An 18,004-nucleotide genomic window follows, 5' to 3' on the forward strand; every position below is an offset into this window, starting at 1 on the left:
GGTTTGTCAGAGCTCATCAGGTCAATTTAACATAAGACGGATTACACGATTTAATTCTAATTGTAGTGGCTGAATTAAACCCGCTCGGAGGTTCTTAGCCCTCCGATCTGAACAAGATGTTCGACGATCGCATCGACACCCTTTCTGTGGCGAAGCGCACAGAACAGAAACGGTCGCCCTTTGCGCATACGTTCAGCGTCGCGTTGCATGACATCCAGGGACGCTCCGACATGCGGGGCAAGATCGGTTTTGTTGATGATCAGGATGTCGGACTTGGTAATCGCCGGGCCACCTTTTCGCGGTATTTCTTCACCTGCGGCGACGTCGATGACGTATATCGTCAGGTCCGCCAATTCCGGGCTGAATGTGGCTGACAAGTTGTCACCACCGCTTTCAATCAGGACAACATCCAAATCGGGGTGCCGCGCCTGCATTTCTGCGACTGCCGCAAGATTGATCGAGGCATCTTCCCGGATCGCTGTATGAGGGCAGCCGCCGGTTTCCACCCCAATAATCCGGTTCTGAGGCAATATCTGCATCCGCATCAGCGCTTCGGCGTCTTCCTGAGTGTAAATGTCATTGGTGATAACGCCGACCGAACAGACATCGCGCAGGACTTCCGCCAAGGCCGCAGTCAATGTGGTTTTGCCCGCACCGACCGGGCCACCAATTCCAACGCGCAAAGGGCCATTCATATTTGTCATGTCCGAAAAATCCTCGAATATTGTGTTTCGTGGGTCATGGACGCGATGTCCGACAGAAAAGCGGTTGAGCTGAGTTCTTCCAGACCCACCTGTTGTGCCTGTTCGGCAATACGATCGCAGGGCGGTGTCAGATCGCGTATCAGCTTTTGGGCGTCAGTCTGGCCCAGTGGCACAAGGCGCGTTGCACATGCGACAAGGTTGCTGGCAAAAGCCTGCAGAAACATCTTTGTCGTCAGGATCAGCGGAATGCTCTTGAGGCGTACAGCGCGTCCGACGGCGACCGGATAGGTCAGTTGGTCAAAGTCCAGGTCCCACACTTCCGCCGTCACAGAGCTAAAAGCCTGCCCCAACAGATGCGCTTCCATCAGCCGTTCGGACGAGGCGCAAAACGCCCGCGCCGTGGCGTCTACGGTACTCAGTTCCTTTAAGTCTCGTGCCTTGAAAGCGGCCGCAAGGAGCAACGCGTCATTCCACCCTGCCCCGTTCTCCAATACGTCCGCGATCCACGCTTTGGTGTCCTGAGCCGAAGCAACTGTGCCGGCCTCAATCGCGGCTTCCAGGCCGTGAGAATAGGCGAAGCCGCCAACCGGGTAGGCCGGGGATAACCACTGTGTCAGCGTTAGGATATCGGTGTCAGTGGGTGTGGCCATGAGTCCTGCCATGGCCATATGCGCCGCCTTCTGGTGTGAACGGCTCGACCACTTCGTCAATCTCAGCGCCGAGCTTTTGCAGCATGTCGCGGATAACATGGTCGCGTTGGATCAAAAGACGGCCCTCCTCGATCTGACAGGGGGTGTGGCGGTTGCCGATATGCCAAGCCAGACGCAACAGGTTGTCACCGCGAACCGCCAGCAACTCTTCGGGCGCGGCGATGATTTCGATCTTGCGGCCGTCCTCCAGAACCAGAACTCCGCCATGGTCCAGAGATTTGGTTTGGGCCAGATCGACAAGGAAAGCCTCACCATCATCGGTGGCCAACATCTTGCGGCGTAGGAAACGGCCATCATAGTCCAGAGAAACCTGCGCATGGGCCTGTGCGTGATGGTGATCTTGATAGATCCGGGCGGTTTTGATCGCGGTTGTCATCGGAGCCTCGTGTGTTTTCAGAACATGAAATAGCGCTGCGCCATTGGCAGAACTTCGGCTGGCTGACAGGTCAGCAATTCACCGTCGGCGCGCACTTCGTAGGTTTCGGGGTCAACTTCGACCTCTGGCGTCGCATCGTTCAGCAGCAAGTCTCGCTTGCCGATATTGCGGGTGTTTTGCACGGCGACGGTCTGTTTCGCCAAGCCCAGTGTATCACCAATCCCATCAGCCTGCGCTGCAGCCGAGACAAATGTGATCGCCGAATGCTCGACCGAGCGGCCATACGCTCCGAACATCGGTCGGCTGTAGACCGGCTGCGGTGTCGGGATCGAGGCGTTCGGATCACCCATCTGGGCGCAAGCGATTGTTCCGCCCAGCAGAACCATCTCGGGCTTAACCCCGAAGAACGCCGGGTTCCATAGGACTAGATCGGCGCGTTTGCCTTCCTCGACACTGCCAATCTCATGGCTCAGGCCGTGCGCGATGGCCGGGTTGATCGTATATTTCGCAATATAGCGGCGGACACGCATATTGTCGTTCTTGCCGGTCTCCTCAGGCAAGCGACCGCGTTGTTTCTTCATTTTGTCAGCGGTTTGCCAGGTTCGGATCAGCACCTCTCCGACCCGGCCCATGGCCTGGCTGTCGGAGGCTATTATCGAGAATGCACCCATGTCGTGTAGGATGTCTTCGGCCGCGATGGTCTCGCGGCGGATACGGCTCTCGGCAAAGGCCACGTCCTCGGGGATGGATTTATCGAGGTGATGGCAGACCATCAACATATCAAGATGCTCCTCGACCGTGTTCACGGTGAAGGGGCGCGTCGGGTTGGTCGATGATGGCAGCACGTGGTTCTCACCGCAGATCTTGATGATGTCCGGCGCATGGCCCCCGCCCGCGCCTTCTGTGTGGAAAGCATGGATGGTGCGGCCCTTCATGGCAGCGACGGTGTTTTCCACAAACCCGGATTCGTTAAGGGTATCTGTGTGGATCATCACCTGAACATCCATCGCATCTGCCACCGAAAGGCAGCAGTCGATGGCGGCAGGGGTGGTTCCCCAATCCTCGTGCAATTTCAGGGCGCAGGCCCCGGCTTTCACCTGTTCTTCCAGCGCGGCGGGTAACGAGGCGTTGCCCTTGCCCGCAAAGGCCAGATTCATCGGGAATGCATCCGCCGCCTGCAGCATCCGCCCGATATGCCACGGCCCCGGAGTACATGTGGTGGCAAGGGTGCCATGGGCCGGACCAGTGCCGCCACCCAACATAGTGGTCAGGCCAGAGTGCAGCGCATCTTCGATCTGTTGCGGGCAGATGAAATGGATATGGCTGTCAAATCCGCCGGCGGTCAGAATACGCCCCTCGCCCGCGATGGCCTCGGTGCCAGGACCGATGATGATGTCCACGCCAGGTTGTGTGTCCGGGTTCCCGGCTTTCCCGATCTTTGCAATACGCCCGTCCTTCAGGCCGACATCGGCTTTGTAGATGCCCGAGTGGTCCACGATCAGCGCATTGGTGATAACTGTATCGACTGCTCCCCCGGCGCGCGTGACCTGAGACTGCCCCATCCCGTCACGGATCACCTTGCCGCCGCCGAACTTGACCTCTTCGCCATAAAGCCGCGCGTTGTCGCCGGTTCCCCCGGTCGCGGCAGCGCCCGCCCGTTCGGCGGTCAAGTCGCGTTCGACCTCGATCACCAGATCGGTATCGGCCAGCCGCAGCTTGTCACCAGTCGTAGGCCCAAACATGGCCGCATAGTCCGCACGGTTGATCGTTGCTGGCATCAGAGCGCCCCCATGACCTTTTGATTAAAGCCGTAAATCCGACGCGCCCCGCTGATCGGGATCAGCGTCACCTCACGCGCCTGCCCCGGCTCGAACCTGACAGCTGTGCCGGGAGCGATGTCCAACCGCATCCCGTGCGCGGCGCTACGGTCAAAATCCAGCGCGGGGTTTGTTTCGGCGAAGTGATAGTGTGAGCCAACCTGCACAGGGCGGTCGCCTGTATTCGCCACCATCAGCACAACGGTCTTGGCTCCGGAGTTCAGCGTGATCTCGCCATCCGCCGGAAAGAGCTCTCCGGGGATCATTTGTTCAGTTTTGTAATCAGCGCGACAGCAGCCAGCGCGACAACAGCCAGACCGACGCCCAAAGTGGCGTAGTCGGTGCCATGGGCGTGGATATGGGTTCCGTTATGAGCTGCCGCAGGACCGGCAAGGATCAAGGCGGGAAAGAGCATTCGGGTCATTTCTGTTTTCCTTTTTCAGCGAATTGGGTTGTGGACGGTCACAAGCTTGGTTCCGTCGGGAAAAGTGGCCTCGACCTGAACCTCGTGGATCATCTCGGGCACGCCTTGCATGCATTGGTCGCGGGTGATCACTTCGGCCCCGGCCTGCATCATGTCTGCGACCGAGCGTCCGTCTCGCGCGCCTTCGACCACGGCATCCGTGATCAAAGCGATCGCTTCGGGGTGGTTTAGCTTGACGCCGCGCGCCAGCCTCTTGCGGGCAATCTCGGCGGCCATTGCGATGAGAAGCTTGTCTTTTTCACGGGGGGTAAGGTTCATGTCATAGCATCCAGCATCGGGGGAGCGTGTCTGTGTTCAACCGGCGCAGAACCGGCAACAAATTGCGGCGCAGGGCAAAGCCATTATCCGCCAGAATGCGGATTACCATAAGGTCGTCGTGGATCAGGCTGGCCCCGGCTGTTTCCGGAAGACCTTGGCGAATGGCGTCCAGATGTGCCCCAGCTGACGCCGAGGCGAAGACAACCAGCGCCATCGCGCCTGCCCCGTTGGCTATGTGCGGGCGCGCGAGATGATTGTGGAAATCGCCTGAAAATCGCATCGCATCCAGAAAAACCGGCCTGCCCTGCCGGTGGATCTCAATACGGTCGCGCAGGCGAATATCGGTCAACGTCTCACCCATCGCAGCACGCCCGAAGATCAGGGGTTCAACCATCAGCATTTGTGCCTCTGGTGCCAATTCGATCTTCAAACGACGATCCAGCGCACTGCCGTTGAACAGGATGGTCTCTTGCGGCAACCAGTTCAGCCGCGCATTGGGTTCAACGGTCAGATGATTGACGATCTGCCCGAACTCTTCGGGTTGGGCTTTGTAGGCACGTTCGCAAGCTTGCGTCGTCAGTGTCAGCGTGGTGCCCGATGCAGCCTTGCCTGTGAAACGGAAACTGTCTCCACCTGTCACGCCGCCGGCGGTGTTCAGCAGTACGGCGTCAAGGCCCGCCGAGCTTGGTCGCGGGAACAGGCACTTGAAAGACCCGGATTGCCGCAGGGTGTCCAAAACTGTCCGGGAACCCAATGCCTTGGCACCAAGACTGACCGCCCCTGTCGCCCGTGGCGGCGCTGAAGTTGTGGCAGGCAATATGGTTGCGAACTGAGTGATGGCGCACCTGTAGGACGTGGTTTGCTGCTATGTTTTCCCTTTCGTGGCAGCGGACACTATGGTGCGCCGGGCAACCGGCCAGATTTCCCTGCTCACCGACTAAATTTACGGCACCCCGCAGTGCAATGGTGAAAAAATAGGCGAAAAACTCACGCAACGGTGCCGCGCTTGCCTGAAAACCGCTCATTTCGCACAAAATTGAGCCTGAGCAAGGCAGCTATTCACTTTTTAGCATTTCGGTCAAGCTAGATGACCCGATCAATCCAGTTCGCCACTTTCGGACATCAAAATGGCCAGCGGGCGCGTTGATTGGATTTGCGACAGGATGATCATCACTACAGCGGTCAAAGGGATCGCCAGAATGGTACCGGCCAACCCCCACATGGCTGTCCAGATTGTCAGTGAGAACAGCACCATGAAGCCGCTCAGGTTCACTGAGTTTCCGACCAAACGGGGCTCGAGGATGTTCCCCACAAATAGCTGAGCGGCCATCAGCGCCACAAAAGCAACGCCAGCATGCCACAGGCCCCCAAATTGAACGAGGCTGAGCATCACCGGGAACAGAACCCCAAGGATAGAGCCCAGGTACGGGATGTAGTTCAACAACCCGATCAAGATGGCCCAGAACAAGGCAAACTCGATCCCCAATAGCAGCATGATCACGAATGAGATCAGCGCAAGGATGACATTGATCAGCGTCTTGGCGCTGAGGTAGCTGCCGATTTTCTGGTTGATCTGTGCGACGATCTTGAGGGACCGGTCTGCCGTTTCGGCATCACCAAATGCCTTCCGAACCTTTTCCGGCATATCGTCCAGGTCGGTCAGAATGAAGATGATGTACAGGATTGTCATCATCATGACTGTTCCGAAACCCTGAACCGTCGACAGCGTTCCTTGCAAAAATCCCAGGAAGTCAAACTTTCCTGACAGCGTCTGTTCTATCGTGGACCAATCCGGCAGTTTTTTGACCCCCAGAATTGACATGGCGGATTCGATCAGCGCGTTCAGGTTGGTCTTGTAACGTGGGATATTCTGCGCGACAGCCTGCGCGTTTGCTTCGAGATAAACGCCCATCAGCACAAACAGAAGGAAAATCGCGAGCAGGGCCAGCAAGCGTCGACCGCGGCGCGGAATCTTCCGCAGACCCGGGACTCTTCCAATTGTTGAGGCCGTCGAATCCAGAATGTAGATACCGATGATGCCCAACAGCACCGGCAACAACAGGCTTTTCCCGATAATCAATATCCAGCCAAAAATGACCGCCACGATCAGGCCAGCCGCCAGTTTTGTTACGTTGAACTGAAGCATGTTATCGCCTTGTTTTGCTTTTTTGTGCCGGGTCCGCCCCTTACATTCAACCAGCAATCCTATCTTTGTGGCAACCTACGCTATGTGGCGGCTGCCGGGTTCAGGGGGTGTTTCCCGCCCACCAGCAAAACACTGCGCGATCGACATCCATTCGGTCGCGATCGGCCCTTCGACCCGAAGCGAGGTATCCGCGATGTTTCGCGTTTGCGCAGAAACCTGCGCAAATTCTACTGCTGATCCCGAGATACGATTGTTACCCGGCTCGCCAAACTCCCACACGACCCCGGACGGTGCAGTTAGTTCCAAATGGGGCATTGCCTCTGGGACCGGCTTTCCATTGACCTGATAGGCCCAACCAAAAGTGTTGACGCCCAGGATGACGACATTTTTGATCCGGTCCCGTTCGACCCGTTCAACGCCTAGAATGTCGAACACCTCTTGCCCGTGTGCCCATGTCTCCATCTGGCGAGCGGTGATTGACGAGCGTACAGACATATCCGGCCCGGCCCATTTTACCCTATGCTTGGGATCCAGATCGGCCCAGCGTGATCCAATTTCAGTGTAGAGCACCCGCCATTCATCGCGCAGCTCATCTCTGCGCAGAGTAATTGCCTCGTTTTCCGCTTTGCGCAGCCCCTCGGCCTTGGCTTTGGTGAACAAGGCACCGATGCGCGCCGTGAAAGCCTCGGGGTCTTGCAGAGACAGGTCAGCCATCTGGTTCCAGTAATGCAGGTGCACAAGGACGTCGTTCAATGTCCACCCTTTAAACTGCGTGGCCGTTTCCCATTGGTCGCCCGTTACGTTGGCCAAGATGGCATACAGCGCCTCGCTCTCGTCCAGAAAGTCCTTTGCCTGTTGCACCGCTTATTCCTCCAACGTTGCGTTCGGCCGTTCGATTGCGGCCAGATAGATTTCTTTAAAGTCCCGTACCACCACCGCCACCGAGGTTGCCTCGTCCATCAGCCGCCCCCTGCCCGATCCAGTACGGGGTCAGTTGCTTGACCTCTATGCCGCCCGCCCGCGATACAGCCGCTGAGACGTCTCGGCAGTGGCCGGGCGCAATGAGTGGGAACTCGATACCAAACCTTCGGCACTGATCCGAGTTCATCTAGCTCTCATCGATCTCGATCATTATGGCGCCCATGGTCAGTTGCTGGCCTGCAGACACATGAACGGCGCTGACGACCCCGTCCACAGCGGCCATGATCTGGTGCTGCATCTTCATGGCCTCAAGCACGGCAAGACGTTCGCCTTTGGTCACCGCCTGGCCGGGCTTTGCGGCCACTTCGATCAGCAGGCCTGGCATGGGGGCGATCACGCGTCCTCCCGCTTGCTCTGTTTCCCCACGCCGACCGGGGCGGAGGCGACTGAAGGCCAAACGCCGCGCGCCTATGGCGAGTTGGACTGTGTCATCGCTGGCCCGTGCAACGACCTCGACGGTCTGGTCGTTGATCTGCGCGCGAATTTTCCCGTTGTGGCATTTTGGAAGACTGATCTCGAACTTGTGGTCCTCAATCCAGACAGTCCAGCCGCCGGGGCGTGCGTTGGCGCGTGCCTTCGCCTGAACCTCTCCGCAGAGCAAAGTAGCGGTTATCGGCGGCAGAGCGGCGCTGGACCAGCCGAGTTGATCCGGCGAAACATATCCGGCCATTGCCTTGGCGTGCTCCTTGTCGGCCTCCAACAGCAACGAGAGCGCCAAAGCGACATCGCGGTCCTGGGCCGGCACGGAAGGAAAGCCGTCGGGGTAGGTCTGATCCAGAAAGTCAGTCGTTGCCTCCCCTGCCGCGAAAGTCTGATGTGCAAGCACGTCAGCCAAAAACTCCGAATTCGTGACCGTCCCCAGAAGCACCGTTTCCTGTACAGCTTTGATCAGCCTGTTTCGGGCCGTTTCACGATCCGGCCCATGCGCGATGATCTTTGCGAGCATTGGGTCGTAGAAAGGTGAGACCTCCTGCCCCGCCTGAATCCCCGCATCCACGCGTACGCCCGGGCCGGTGGCAGGTTGCCACAAATCGACAGGGCCGGTTGCCGGAAGATACCCGTTGCAGGGATCCTCGGCATAAAGGCGGACTTCAATGGCATGACCATCAAGCAATACGTCGTCTTGTGAGATGGGCAGGGCATTGCCCTGTGCCACAGCGATCTGCAGCGCCACAAGGTCTAGGCCCGTGATCATTTCGGTCACCGGGTGTTCAACCTGAAGGCGGGTGTTCATTTCCAGGAAATAGAAGGCGCCGGATGGCTCCAGCAGGAACTCGACGGTACCGGCCCCGCGATAGTTGACGGCGCGCGCCGCCTCAATCGCCACCTCGCCCATTCTTGCGCGCATTTCTGGTGACAGCGTCGGGCAGGGGGCTTCTTCCACCACCTTTTGGTGGCGGCGTTGGACCGAGCAATCCCTTTCGCCCAAGTGAATGATGTTGCCGTGCCTATCCGCAAAAACCTGCAGTTCGACATGGCGTGCGTTAGAGATGGCTTTTTCCAGTATCAAAGCGCTCGAACCGAAGGCATTTTCAGCCTCGGATCGCGCCAGGGCAATCGCCTGAGGCAGAGCCAACGCATCCGGAACCAGACGCATCCCACGCCCGCCGCCACCTGCGGCAGCCTTGACCATAATGGGAAACCCTATTTTGCCTGCCTCTGCGACAAGGACTGAGTCGGATTGATCCGCGCCCTCATACCCAGGCACGCAGGGCACGTTTGCGGCGATCATCAGGCGTTTTGCGTCGGCTTTGTCGCCCATCAACCGGATGGATTCTGGGTCGGGACCTATAAAGGTCAGACCGGCGGCCTCAACGGCTGCGACGAACTCGGCGTTTTCAGACAGAAAGCCATAGCCGGGATGGATTGCCCCTGCCCCGGCTTCCAGAGCTGCGGAGATGATCCGGTCACCATTCAAATAGCTTTCGCCAGCAGGCCCCTCGCCGATCCAGACGGTTTCGTCCGCCAACGCCACGTGCGGTGCCAGGGCGTCAGCGGTCGTGTAAACCGCTATGGTGCGCAGACCCATGGACCGGGCTGTCCGCAGGATACGCCCAGCAATTTCACCACGGTTGGCAATCAAAACTGTGTCAAATTCCATTGGTCATCCCCCTGCCCAACTGGGTTTTCGTTTTTGAAAAAAGGCCGATACCCCCTCACGCGCTTCGTCGGACAACAAGCGATCGGCAAAGCTTTCCGCCGCCTCTTGCCGTTGTTCCTCACGGTTTTGGTAGGGCATCTGGATCAATTGTCGTTTGATCGCTGACATGGCTTGTGGCGCAGCGGCCAAAACACTGTTCTGGATGTCCGCCAGGGCACAGTCCATGTCTCCGGTGGCAGTGATCTGATCCACAAGACCCAATCCCAAAGCATCCTTCGCGTCGATCATCGCCCCGCTCAGCATCAAGCGCCGGGCGGCGGGCAATCCGATCCTGGCCACCACAGACGGGGCGATTTGCGCCGGCGTCAGACCGATGCGGGTTTCCGACAGACCAAAGCGGGCACCTTCACTGGCGATTACCATATCGCCCGTGCAGGCCATCCCGAAGCCACTGGCCATGGCCGCGCCTTCCACAGCCATGACAGTGAATTGCGGCAGCGCTGCCATCGCCGCAAAGAGGTCAGCGGCCTGCAGGCTTAGTCGGATGAAATCCTGCCGCGACGCACCGCCTTGCACGCTGGATCTGAAGGCTTTCAAATCGCCACCGGCGCAAAACCATCCACCACGTCCACGGAATGTGACGCCCTGGACCGGCGCGTTTTGAAGCGCGGCGCACAGTTCAAGCAAGGCGTGCACACGTTCTTGGGTCAGCGGGTTGCGTTGTTCCGGGTCGTTGAACCATACGGTCAGCCATCGACGGGTAAGCTCAAGGTCCAGATACGGCGAAGTTGGCAGCATGATCAGAACCTGTGAACGCCGTAAGAGGAGGGTTTGACCTTACGCGCGCGCGCCTCAAGGCAAGTTTCAAGGCAAAAGCCCAACACGCGGCGGGTGTCGCGTGGGTCGATGACTCCGTGATCAATGCACCGGCCCGAGGTGTAAAACGCGTTTTCTTGCCGGGTGAAATGTGCCGTGATCCCGGCTTTCTGCGCGGCCAGCGTCTTTTCGTCCGGTTCGATCCCTTTGCGTTTGAATCCTGCGCGCGCCACCATCTCCATCGTTCCAGCCGCCTGTTCGCCACCCATCACACCGGTTGCGGCGTTGGGCCATGCGAACAGGAAATCAGGATCATAGGCATAACCGCACATGCCATAGTTTCCGGCCCCGAAACTGGCCCCGATATAGAGCGTGATTTTGGGTACATCGACCGAGGTCACAGCCTGGATCATCTTGGCACCATGTTTGATCATGCCACCCTGCTCATACTGAGTGCCGACCATGAAGCCCGTGATATTGTTGAGGAAGATCAATGGAAGGTCGGCTTGCCCGCAAAGCTGAATGAATTGCGAAGCCTTGTTGGCCCCTGCCGGGTCCAAGGGTCCATTGTTGCCAATAATGCCCACAGCAATCCCGTTGATTGCGGCCTGCAGGCAGACAGTCGCCGCGCCGTAATCCGGTTTGAAATCATCGAAGTCCGAACCGTCCACGATACGCGCGACAACCTCGCGCACGTCATAGGGAATGCGGTAATCAATCGGTACAATGCCCGCGATTTCATCCACGTCGTACCTTGGTGGCTGTATCTCATGACTACGGCGCTGCTGCAGAGATTTGTTCCAGTCCAATCGCGCCATCACACTTCGCGCCATTTCGATGCCATGGGCGTCGTCCTCGGCCAGATAGTCCACAAGACCCGAGGTCGTCGCGTGCATCTCTGATCCACCCAGATCGCGATCATCGGCCTTTTCGCCTGTCGCCGCGTAGACCAGTGCCGCCCCGGCCAGCGCGGCCATGCCGTTTTGTTTGACCCCGACCACATAGTCGGCAAGGCCGGGCATATAAGCACCACCAGCGGTCGACGGTCCGTGCAACACCGCGATGTTGGGCAAGCCAGCGGCCGAATGGCGGGCCAGATTGCGAAACAGCTTGCCGCCATTGGCCCAGAACTCGACCTTGTATTCCATAAGATTCGCCCCGGCGCTTTCCACCAGGTGCACAAAGGGCAGGTTTTGTTTCAGCGCCATGTCTTGGGCACTCAGGAAAGCGACGCCGGACATTTCAACCATGGCACCCGCCTTGATCCCCGCGTCATCAACGATGATCATGCAGCGCACGCCCGAAATATAACCGATCCCAATGATCAGCGAGGCACCCGGCACCGACTTTGCCGGATCATCCGTATCGACGCAAAAACCTGCCAGACCATGCAGTTGCAAGAACGGCATGCCTGGGTCCAGCAGATGCGCCAAACGGTCACGAGGCGTGATCTGACCGCGCGCCTCCATCCGTTCGCGTCGTTTTTCTGACAGCGCAACGGGCCGTGCCTCTAGCGCGCGCATCTCATCGACGAGCGCCAGCATATCAGCCCGGTTCTTTGCAAAGGCCTCAGAGTCGCGGACAACCTGGCTGACAAAACCCATCAGAAATCTCCTTGCTCGGAATTTGCGATCAGTCCCGCCGGGACCTTGACTGGTGTGGCAAGCAGGATTTGGGCAAAGCTTTTACCCTGCGCGTCATTGCGCAGCGAAGCGACGCCGCCCCCGCCTAGAACTTCGTTCAGGACGATGTTCATCGCGTGCGTACCGGGCAGGTAGTACCGTTCGACGGAACCCGACAGAAAATCGGCAAAAACAGCTGACAACGTGTCCTCGGTCAATGCGGACCAGATATAGGGTAGGTAGGCTGGGCTACGCGCGATAACACCGATATTCGCTTTGTCACCTTTATCCCCGGATCTTGCCCAAGCCAGGTCTTCCAGCGGGCGTTCTTCCCAGTCCAACACACTCTGCTCGGCAGGTTTTGGGATATTGGCCCGGACAGGCGCGGGGTTTTGCGGGGCGACTGGTGGAGAGTTGTAGGGAATGTCCTTTCCATCGACGGCCACCCGGTAAGTCAGTATGGTTTCTGGAACCAAAAATGAGAACAGTGCCACCACCGGTGATGGCTTGGGGCGCCCGCCTCCGGTAAAGATGTGCATCCCCGGCGGCGTGGCCAGCGCGGCTCCGGTCAACTCTCGCAGGAACAGGCCCACGGCGCGGGGATCATCGTGCTTCACAGCCGCCTTGAACGAAATCTCTTCATAGTCCCCGTCGCCGGGCCGTCCACCGAACGCTTCGAACGAGACATCGCGGTAATCCGGCGCGCCCATCTGCTGCAGAACAGCGCGAGCGCGGTCCAGACCAGCTTGCGCAAAGACCTTTGCCTTTTGCCGGGCGTCGCGCCCATTGATCAGAAGGGTCAGACCCGCGCGGTATCCATCAGCCCAGGTCACAGACACTTTGAGCTGCCCGGTGGGCGCGCGCCCTTTCGCGCCCGTGACGCGTACCCGGTCAGGATCGGTTTGCTCGAGTTGAACGTTCGAAAAATCACAAATCACATCTGGCAGTGTATACGACTGCGGATCGCCGATCTCATAAAGCATCTGCTCGCAGACCGAAGCAGGTGTCACACAGCCTGTTGTGCCTTCGGGCTTGGTTAGAACAGCCGCGCCATCCGCGCTGATCTCGGCCACGGGGTATCCGATCAGGGCGATATCGCCCGCCATCTCCCAATCGGTGAAATTACCGCCTGTCGATTGCGGGCCGCATTCCAGTAGATGGCCAGCCAGAGACCCTGCGGCGAGCAGATCATATTGGTCATGCTGCCAGCCAAAGTGATACATGCACGCCGCCAACGTCAGCGCGCTGTCCACGCAGCGGCCCGTGATGACAATGTCCGCCCCGGCCTGTAGCGCAGCTACTATCGGGCCCGCGCCGATGTATGCGTTTATCGATGCGATTTTGTCTTCACTGGGCATTGGCGCGCCCGAAAACATCTCGGTTCGGTCAGCAAACTCGGCCACACGCGGCATCAGGTCATCGCCTTCGACGACGGCAATCTTCAAATCCAGTCCAAGTTCAGCGGACATCACGCGCAAGGCCTCGGCGCAGGCGCTTGGATTGACGCCACCTGCATTTGACAAGACCTTCACCCCAGCCTCGGCGATCCGGGTCAGGTTTTGGGCCATGACGTCAGAAACGAAGTCCGCCGCATACCCCTTTTGCGGATCCTTCAGGCGCGCGCGCGCCATGATAGACATCGTAATTTCAGCCAGGTAGTCGTAGACCAAGAAATCCAAGCCCGGCGTGCGCAGCAATTGCTGTGTGGCATGAGGGGCATCCCCCCAGAACCCGCTTGCTCCTCCGATCCGCAGAGGTTTCGTCACGCTACGTCTCTCCCATTTGGATCGCGATCCACGCTTTACAGACCGACTGTTCTGTTTTTATGATTTGTCGATCGCATCGGTCAACAGTGAACTGCCGCCACGACGCCACGGAACATGATGAACATAGCATCAAAGAAACCCTCGGTTCAGGACCGCCGGTCGCGCGACATGCGGGCTAAGATCTGTAACGCGACCGTCGCCTGTCTGGATCAGCTTGGTTACGCCGAGACGACCTTTGCAAAAGTACAGGCCAAGGCAGGTATATCGCGCGGGGCAATTACGCATCATTTCCCCACCAAGCAGGCCTTGGTTGCGGCGACTGCGATGCGCCTTTTGGACAATGCGCAAACCCCGATCTGGAATCGGGGCCGACCCCCGCCCCCCGTTTATGAACTGATCATGTCGTCCTGGGCCAACATCGTGAACTCCTCTGGCGGGCGTGCCATTGTCGAGATCCTGGTCGCCTGCCGGACGGATACCGCCTTGTTTGGACTGTTGGAACAAAGCCTGCGCGACTGGGACAGGTCGAACTTGGATCTGATCTCGGGCCAGTACGTCAGCGTTACCGGAAGCCGCGAAGACACGGACCTTCTGTGGAGCATAGCGCGGAACTTTTTGCGGGGACTTCTGCTGCACGAAAAATTCGTCTCGTCGCCCGAATACCTGACGCAGATGATGGATCGCTTTGCCCGCATGATGGAAAGCCAACTGCAGGTGCTGCCTGAAACACAAATACAGATCGAGGACGCCGAATGACCCTGCCTTCCCCGTTCATGACGCCAGAACGCGATGCCTTTCGGCGAAACTTCAGCCGGTTTGTGGACGCTGAAATCAAACCCAATATCGAGCAGTGGGAAGCGGACTGTGGTATCCCGTGGGAATTGCACGCGAAGGTCGCAGAGTTCGGCGTTTTCGGATTTGGCATCCCCGAGGAATATGGGGGATTGGGGTTTGACAATGCCTTCATGCGCCACGACTACAGTGAGATCTTATTCGGCTGCGGCGCGTCCGGCATTGGCGCGGCACTTGGCGGACGGACGATTTCGATCAGTCCGATCGCCAAATTCGCTTCGCAAGAGTTCAAAAAGACAGTGCTTCCCGAAATCATCGCAGGCCGGATGATGTCATCATTGGGCATCACCGAACCCGGCGCGGGTTCCGACGTTGCCAACATCCAGACACGGGCCGAGTTCAAGGATGGAAAATGGATTCTGAACGGTGAGAAAACCTATATCACCGGTGGAATGGACGCTGAGTGGTTCGTCATCGGTGCCCGAACCGGAGGGCCCGGCCTGGCTGGCATCTCTCTGTTCCTGGTGCCTTATGACGCGCCGGGTTTCAGTCGGACACCGCTGGGGCGCAAGATGGGTTGGCACAGTTCACAGCAGGCCACTCTGCACCTCGACGATTGCGAAGTGGGCAGCAGCGCTTTGCTTGGCCCCGAAAACAAGGGCTTCATCGCGATCATGAACAACTTCAACTTTGAACGCCTTGGGCTGACCTCTGCTTCGCTTGGTATGATGAAGCTGTGTTACGACAGCGCGCTGGAATGGGCGCGTGAGCGGGAAACCTTTGGCAAGCGACTGATCGAACATCAGGTTATCAATCACAAATTCGCCGAGATGTCGGCCCGGATTGATATGAACGAGGCCTATATTGAGCGTATTTGCTGGGCCATAGAACAGGGTCTGATGCCCGTGGCAGAATTGGCAAAGGCCAAGGTACAGGCCACCAAGTCGCTGGAATTTGTCGCCTCTGAGGCGATGCAGGTTTTTGGAGGTGCCGCTTATATGCGGGGCAATCCGGTTGAGCGTGTTTGGCGTGAGATCAAGATCATGGCCATTGGCGGCGGTTCAGAAGAGATCATGCGCGATTTGGCCGTGCGTCAGATGGGATTGCTGGGCCAATAGGTCAGTTCACAGGTCCGAAACCCGATACGTACGCGGGGTGAGGCCCGTCCAGCCGCGAAAGGCCCGAATAAACGCACTGGCCTCGCTGAACCCGCATCTTGCGGCGACGACCTCAATGGGTAAATCCGTTGTTGTCAGCAGTCGCACGGCTAGATCACGTCTGACTTGTTTCCGCAGGTCTGAGTAATCTACGCCTTCACGCTTGAGGGTGCGTCGCAGCCGATGGCTGGGCATGTTTAGGCGGTGACCAATCTCCTCCATATCGGCTAGCCGCCCGTCCCGTGTCAGGACCGTGTCGATAGCCAGCGCGGCTTCAAGCGCAAGGCCAGTCGTCCCATCCATCGGCAAAAACGCGTCCAATGGCGTCCGCCGAGCATAAGCCATGGCCTGCTCTTCGGTCCGCACCAAAGGCAATTTCATCAGGGCGCGCGGAATTGCCAGCCCACTGGTCGATTGCTCAAATCGCACAGGCGCTTGCAGGAACATTGCGCGGTAGATTGGCGCGTGGATGGGGCTTGCGTAGTCAAACCACGCTCGGTTGACGGCCCCTTTGTTTCCCGCAAGCCAGGCGAGCATGCGATTGACCAGCACCATGATCATTTCAACGGCCAACTCGTTCAGGACCACCCGGCCGGAGATGCGCTCCATCTCGAAAATGGCGCTCTCGCCTTCTTCTCGAAATCGGTAGCGGAAGGAGTTGTCCAGAACATCCATGAATTGCACGGTCCGCCGATAGGCTTCGCCCAAAGTTTCAGCGTGGCTGGCATGTGCCGCAAGAATTGCCGTGCTGCCGATACGTTGTGGTCGGTCCTGCAATCCGCCCAGTTCGTCATCCAGTGTCAGAGTTACCGTCCTGACCAGCTTTACAAAACTGGGATGCGTCATCGGCTGGGTGATGCCGCTCAGCCCGGCACGCTTTAGTATGGCCGTCGGATCACCGCCGCTCCGCGTCACACCCTGCAGAAGATTTTCGGCAAAAACGGCCGGAATGAGAACAGTCATGGGTGTAAGATAATGTCTATTTTTTTGTACCTCCAGATCATTGTTGCCGATCACCGGCGCTGCCACTTTGACAAGCAAAACTGACGCCGGAGGACCAAAATGGCGAGCGCCGCCTACATTTACGATGCCATCCGTACCCCGCGTTCGAGGGGGAAGGCCAACGGAACACTTCACGAAGTCAAACCGGTGCAACTGGCCGCAGGGCTGCTGCGCGAAATGCAGCGCCGCCACGATCTGGACACCAGCCGCGTTGGTGACGTTGTGCTGGGTTGTGTATCGCCTGTCGGTGATCAGGGCAGCGATATTGCCAAAGGTGCGGTTCAGGCCGCTCATTGGGATGAAGCTGTATCCGGCGTTCAAATAGACCGGTTTTGCGCGTCTGGATTAGAGGCGGTGAACACGGCCGCGGCCAAGATCTTGGCCGGACAGGAAGATCTGATGATTGCCGGAGGCGTGGAATCCATGAGCCGTGTGCCCATGGGCTCGGCCGGTGGCGCCATGTATTTGGACCCCGACATGATCATCGATCAACGTGCGGTGCCGCAGGGTATTGGCGCGGATCTGATTGCGACTATCGACGGCTACAGCCGTGAGGACGTGGATGCCTTTGCGATGGAAAGCCAACGGCGCGCGGCGCATGCGCGAGACAGCGGTTGGTTCGATAAATCTGTGGTGCCGGTCCGGGACGAAGGCGGACTTACCATCCTCGAACGGGATGACTTCATTAAGCCTGATACAGACATGCAGAAACTGGGGGCGCTTAATCCGTCCTTTGCCGCGATGGGGAGCTACGGTTTTGACGAGATGGCGTTGTCGAAATACCCCGAAGTTGCGCGCATCAACCATGTTCACACGCCGGGAAACTCTTCTGGCATCGTGGATGGATCGGCGGCGGTGCTGATCGGCTCGGAACAGGCGGGCAAGGATCTGGGGCTTGAACCACGCGGGCGTATTGTGCAGGCCGCAATGATCTCAACCGATCCGGTCATCATGCTGGCGGGTCCCGGGCCAGCCGCTAAAAAGTGCCTGAATAAGGCCGGATTGACCGTAGATGACATCGACCTGTGGGAAATCAACGAGGCTTTCGCCTCAGTCGCCATGCGATACATGAAGGATCTGGGCATCGACCACGAGATTACCAACGTCAACGGTGGCTCTATCGCTATGGGTCACCCTCTGGGTGCAACCGGCGCGATGCTGGTGTCGACCATGTTGGACGAACTGGAGAGGCGCAATGCCAGACGCGCCATGCTGTCGCTGTGCATCGGCGGCGGAATGGGCATCTCGACCCTGATCGAGCGCGTGTAAGGA

At 58.4% G+C, this 18,004-nt stretch carries 18 protein-coding genes; 3 read left to right on the plus strand and 15 right to left on the minus strand.

The window, feature by feature from the left end:
* Positions 1-74 precede the first annotated feature (74 nt).
* The 14 genes from ureG to ACR0MV_RS06930 all read right to left on the minus strand — a co-directional run bounded on the left by ureG (position 75) and on the right by ACR0MV_RS06930 (position 13,781).
* Positions 75-704, minus strand: a complete 630-nt coding sequence (gene ureG / locus ACR0MV_RS06865; protein WP_475206585.1) for an urease accessory protein UreG — start codon at positions 702-704, stop codon at positions 75-77.
* Positions 701-1,354 carry an urease accessory protein UreF gene (locus ACR0MV_RS06870; protein ID WP_480701533.1) on the minus strand — a complete coding sequence of 218 codons (654 nt, stop codon included), beginning with the start codon at positions 1,352-1,354 and terminating at the stop codon, positions 701-703. The genes ureG and ACR0MV_RS06870 overlap by 4 nt, the downstream gene beginning before the upstream one ends.
* Positions 1,338-1,790 (minus strand): urease accessory protein UreE, encoded by a 453-nt coding sequence (gene ureE / locus ACR0MV_RS06875; RefSeq protein WP_480701534.1) that lies wholly within the window; start codon positions 1,788-1,790, stop codon positions 1,338-1,340. The genes ACR0MV_RS06870 and ureE overlap by 17 nt, the downstream gene beginning before the upstream one ends.
* Before the next feature lie 17 nt (positions 1,791-1,807).
* Entirely contained in the window at positions 1,808-3,568 is a 1,761-nt protein-coding gene (gene ureC, locus ACR0MV_RS06880) for an urease subunit alpha (RefSeq protein WP_480701535.1), read from the minus strand.
* Complete coding sequence (locus tag ACR0MV_RS06885) at positions 3,568-3,873, minus strand: urease subunit beta (RefSeq protein WP_170423505.1); 306 nt, start codon at positions 3,871-3,873, stop codon at positions 3,568-3,570. The genes ureC and ACR0MV_RS06885 overlap by 1 nt, the downstream gene beginning before the upstream one ends.
* Positions 3,870-4,031 (minus strand): peptidase M23, encoded by a 162-nt coding sequence (locus ACR0MV_RS06890; RefSeq protein ID WP_170423507.1) that lies wholly within the window; start codon positions 4,029-4,031, stop codon positions 3,870-3,872. Before ACR0MV_RS06890 ends, ACR0MV_RS06885 begins: the two co-directional genes overlap by 4 nt.
* 15 nt (positions 4,032-4,046) lie before the next feature.
* Positions 4,047-4,349 (minus strand): urease subunit gamma, encoded by a 303-nt coding sequence (locus ACR0MV_RS06895; RefSeq protein ID WP_170423509.1) that lies wholly within the window; start codon positions 4,347-4,349, stop codon positions 4,047-4,049.
* 1 nt (position 4,350) lies between these two features.
* Entirely contained in the window at positions 4,351-5,103 is a 753-nt protein-coding gene (locus tag ACR0MV_RS06900) for an urease accessory protein UreD (protein ID WP_480701536.1), read from the minus strand.
* 342 nt (positions 5,104-5,445) lie between these two features.
* On the minus strand, positions 5,446-6,495 hold the full coding sequence (locus ACR0MV_RS06905) for an AI-2E family transporter (RefSeq protein ID WP_480701537.1): 1,050 nt from the start codon (positions 6,493-6,495) through the stop codon (positions 5,446-5,448).
* Between the two features lie 75 nt (positions 6,496-6,570).
* Positions 6,571-7,356: a TIGR03084 family metal-binding protein gene (locus ACR0MV_RS06910; RefSeq protein WP_480701538.1), complete on the minus strand. Its 786-nt coding sequence runs from the start codon at positions 7,354-7,356 to the stop codon at positions 6,571-6,573.
* Positions 7,357-7,603: 247 nt separating this feature from the next.
* Positions 7,604-9,577, minus strand: coding sequence for an acetyl/propionyl/methylcrotonyl-CoA carboxylase subunit alpha (locus tag ACR0MV_RS06915; protein WP_480701539.1), 1,974 nt, complete (start codon positions 9,575-9,577; stop codon positions 7,604-7,606).
* A 3-nt stretch (positions 9,578-9,580) separates the two neighbouring features.
* The gene (locus ACR0MV_RS06920) at positions 9,581-10,375 is read right to left on the minus strand and encodes an enoyl-CoA hydratase/isomerase family protein (protein WP_170423519.1); all 795 of its coding nucleotides are present in this window, start codon (positions 10,373-10,375) and stop codon (positions 9,581-9,583) included.
* A gap of 2 nt (positions 10,376-10,377) precedes the next feature.
* Positions 10,378-11,997, minus strand: coding sequence for an acyl-CoA carboxylase subunit beta (locus tag ACR0MV_RS06925; RefSeq protein ID WP_480701540.1), 1,620 nt, complete (start codon positions 11,995-11,997; stop codon positions 10,378-10,380).
* The gene (locus tag ACR0MV_RS06930) at positions 11,997-13,781 is read right to left on the minus strand and encodes an acyclic terpene utilization AtuA family protein (protein WP_170464754.1); all 1,785 of its coding nucleotides are present in this window, start codon (positions 13,779-13,781) and stop codon (positions 11,997-11,999) included. Before ACR0MV_RS06930 ends, ACR0MV_RS06925 begins: the two co-directional genes overlap by 1 nt.
* Positions 13,782-13,898: 117 nt before the next feature.
* On the opposite strand from ACR0MV_RS06930, the gene ACR0MV_RS06935 reads away from it, so the two are divergent.
* Both ACR0MV_RS06935 and ACR0MV_RS06940 read left to right on the plus strand, forming a co-directional pair.
* On the plus strand, positions 13,899-14,537 hold the full coding sequence (locus ACR0MV_RS06935; RefSeq protein ID WP_170464755.1) for a TetR/AcrR family transcriptional regulator: 639 nt from the start codon (positions 13,899-13,901) through the stop codon (positions 14,535-14,537).
* Positions 14,534-15,691: an acyl-CoA dehydrogenase family protein gene (locus ACR0MV_RS06940; RefSeq protein ID WP_480701541.1), complete on the plus strand. Its 1,158-nt coding sequence runs from the start codon at positions 14,534-14,536 to the stop codon at positions 15,689-15,691. The genes ACR0MV_RS06935 and ACR0MV_RS06940 overlap by 4 nt, the downstream gene beginning before the upstream one ends.
* A gap of 6 nt (positions 15,692-15,697) precedes the next feature.
* Here the strand turns inward: ACR0MV_RS06940 and ACR0MV_RS06945 are convergent, their stop codons facing one another.
* Entirely contained in the window at positions 15,698-16,693 is a 996-nt protein-coding gene (locus tag ACR0MV_RS06945) for an AraC family transcriptional regulator (protein ID WP_480701542.1), read from the minus strand.
* A gap of 99 nt (positions 16,694-16,792) precedes the next feature.
* Here ACR0MV_RS06945 and ACR0MV_RS06950 point away from each other — a divergent pair, with 99 nt between their 5' ends.
* The gene (locus ACR0MV_RS06950) at positions 16,793-18,001 is read left to right on the plus strand and encodes an acetyl-CoA C-acetyltransferase (protein WP_480701543.1); all 1,209 of its coding nucleotides are present in this window, start codon (positions 16,793-16,795) and stop codon (positions 17,999-18,001) included.
* Positions 18,002-18,004: the final 3 nt, after the last annotated feature.

It is taken from the genome of Ruegeria sp. BC3 (genome assembly GCF_056539265.1).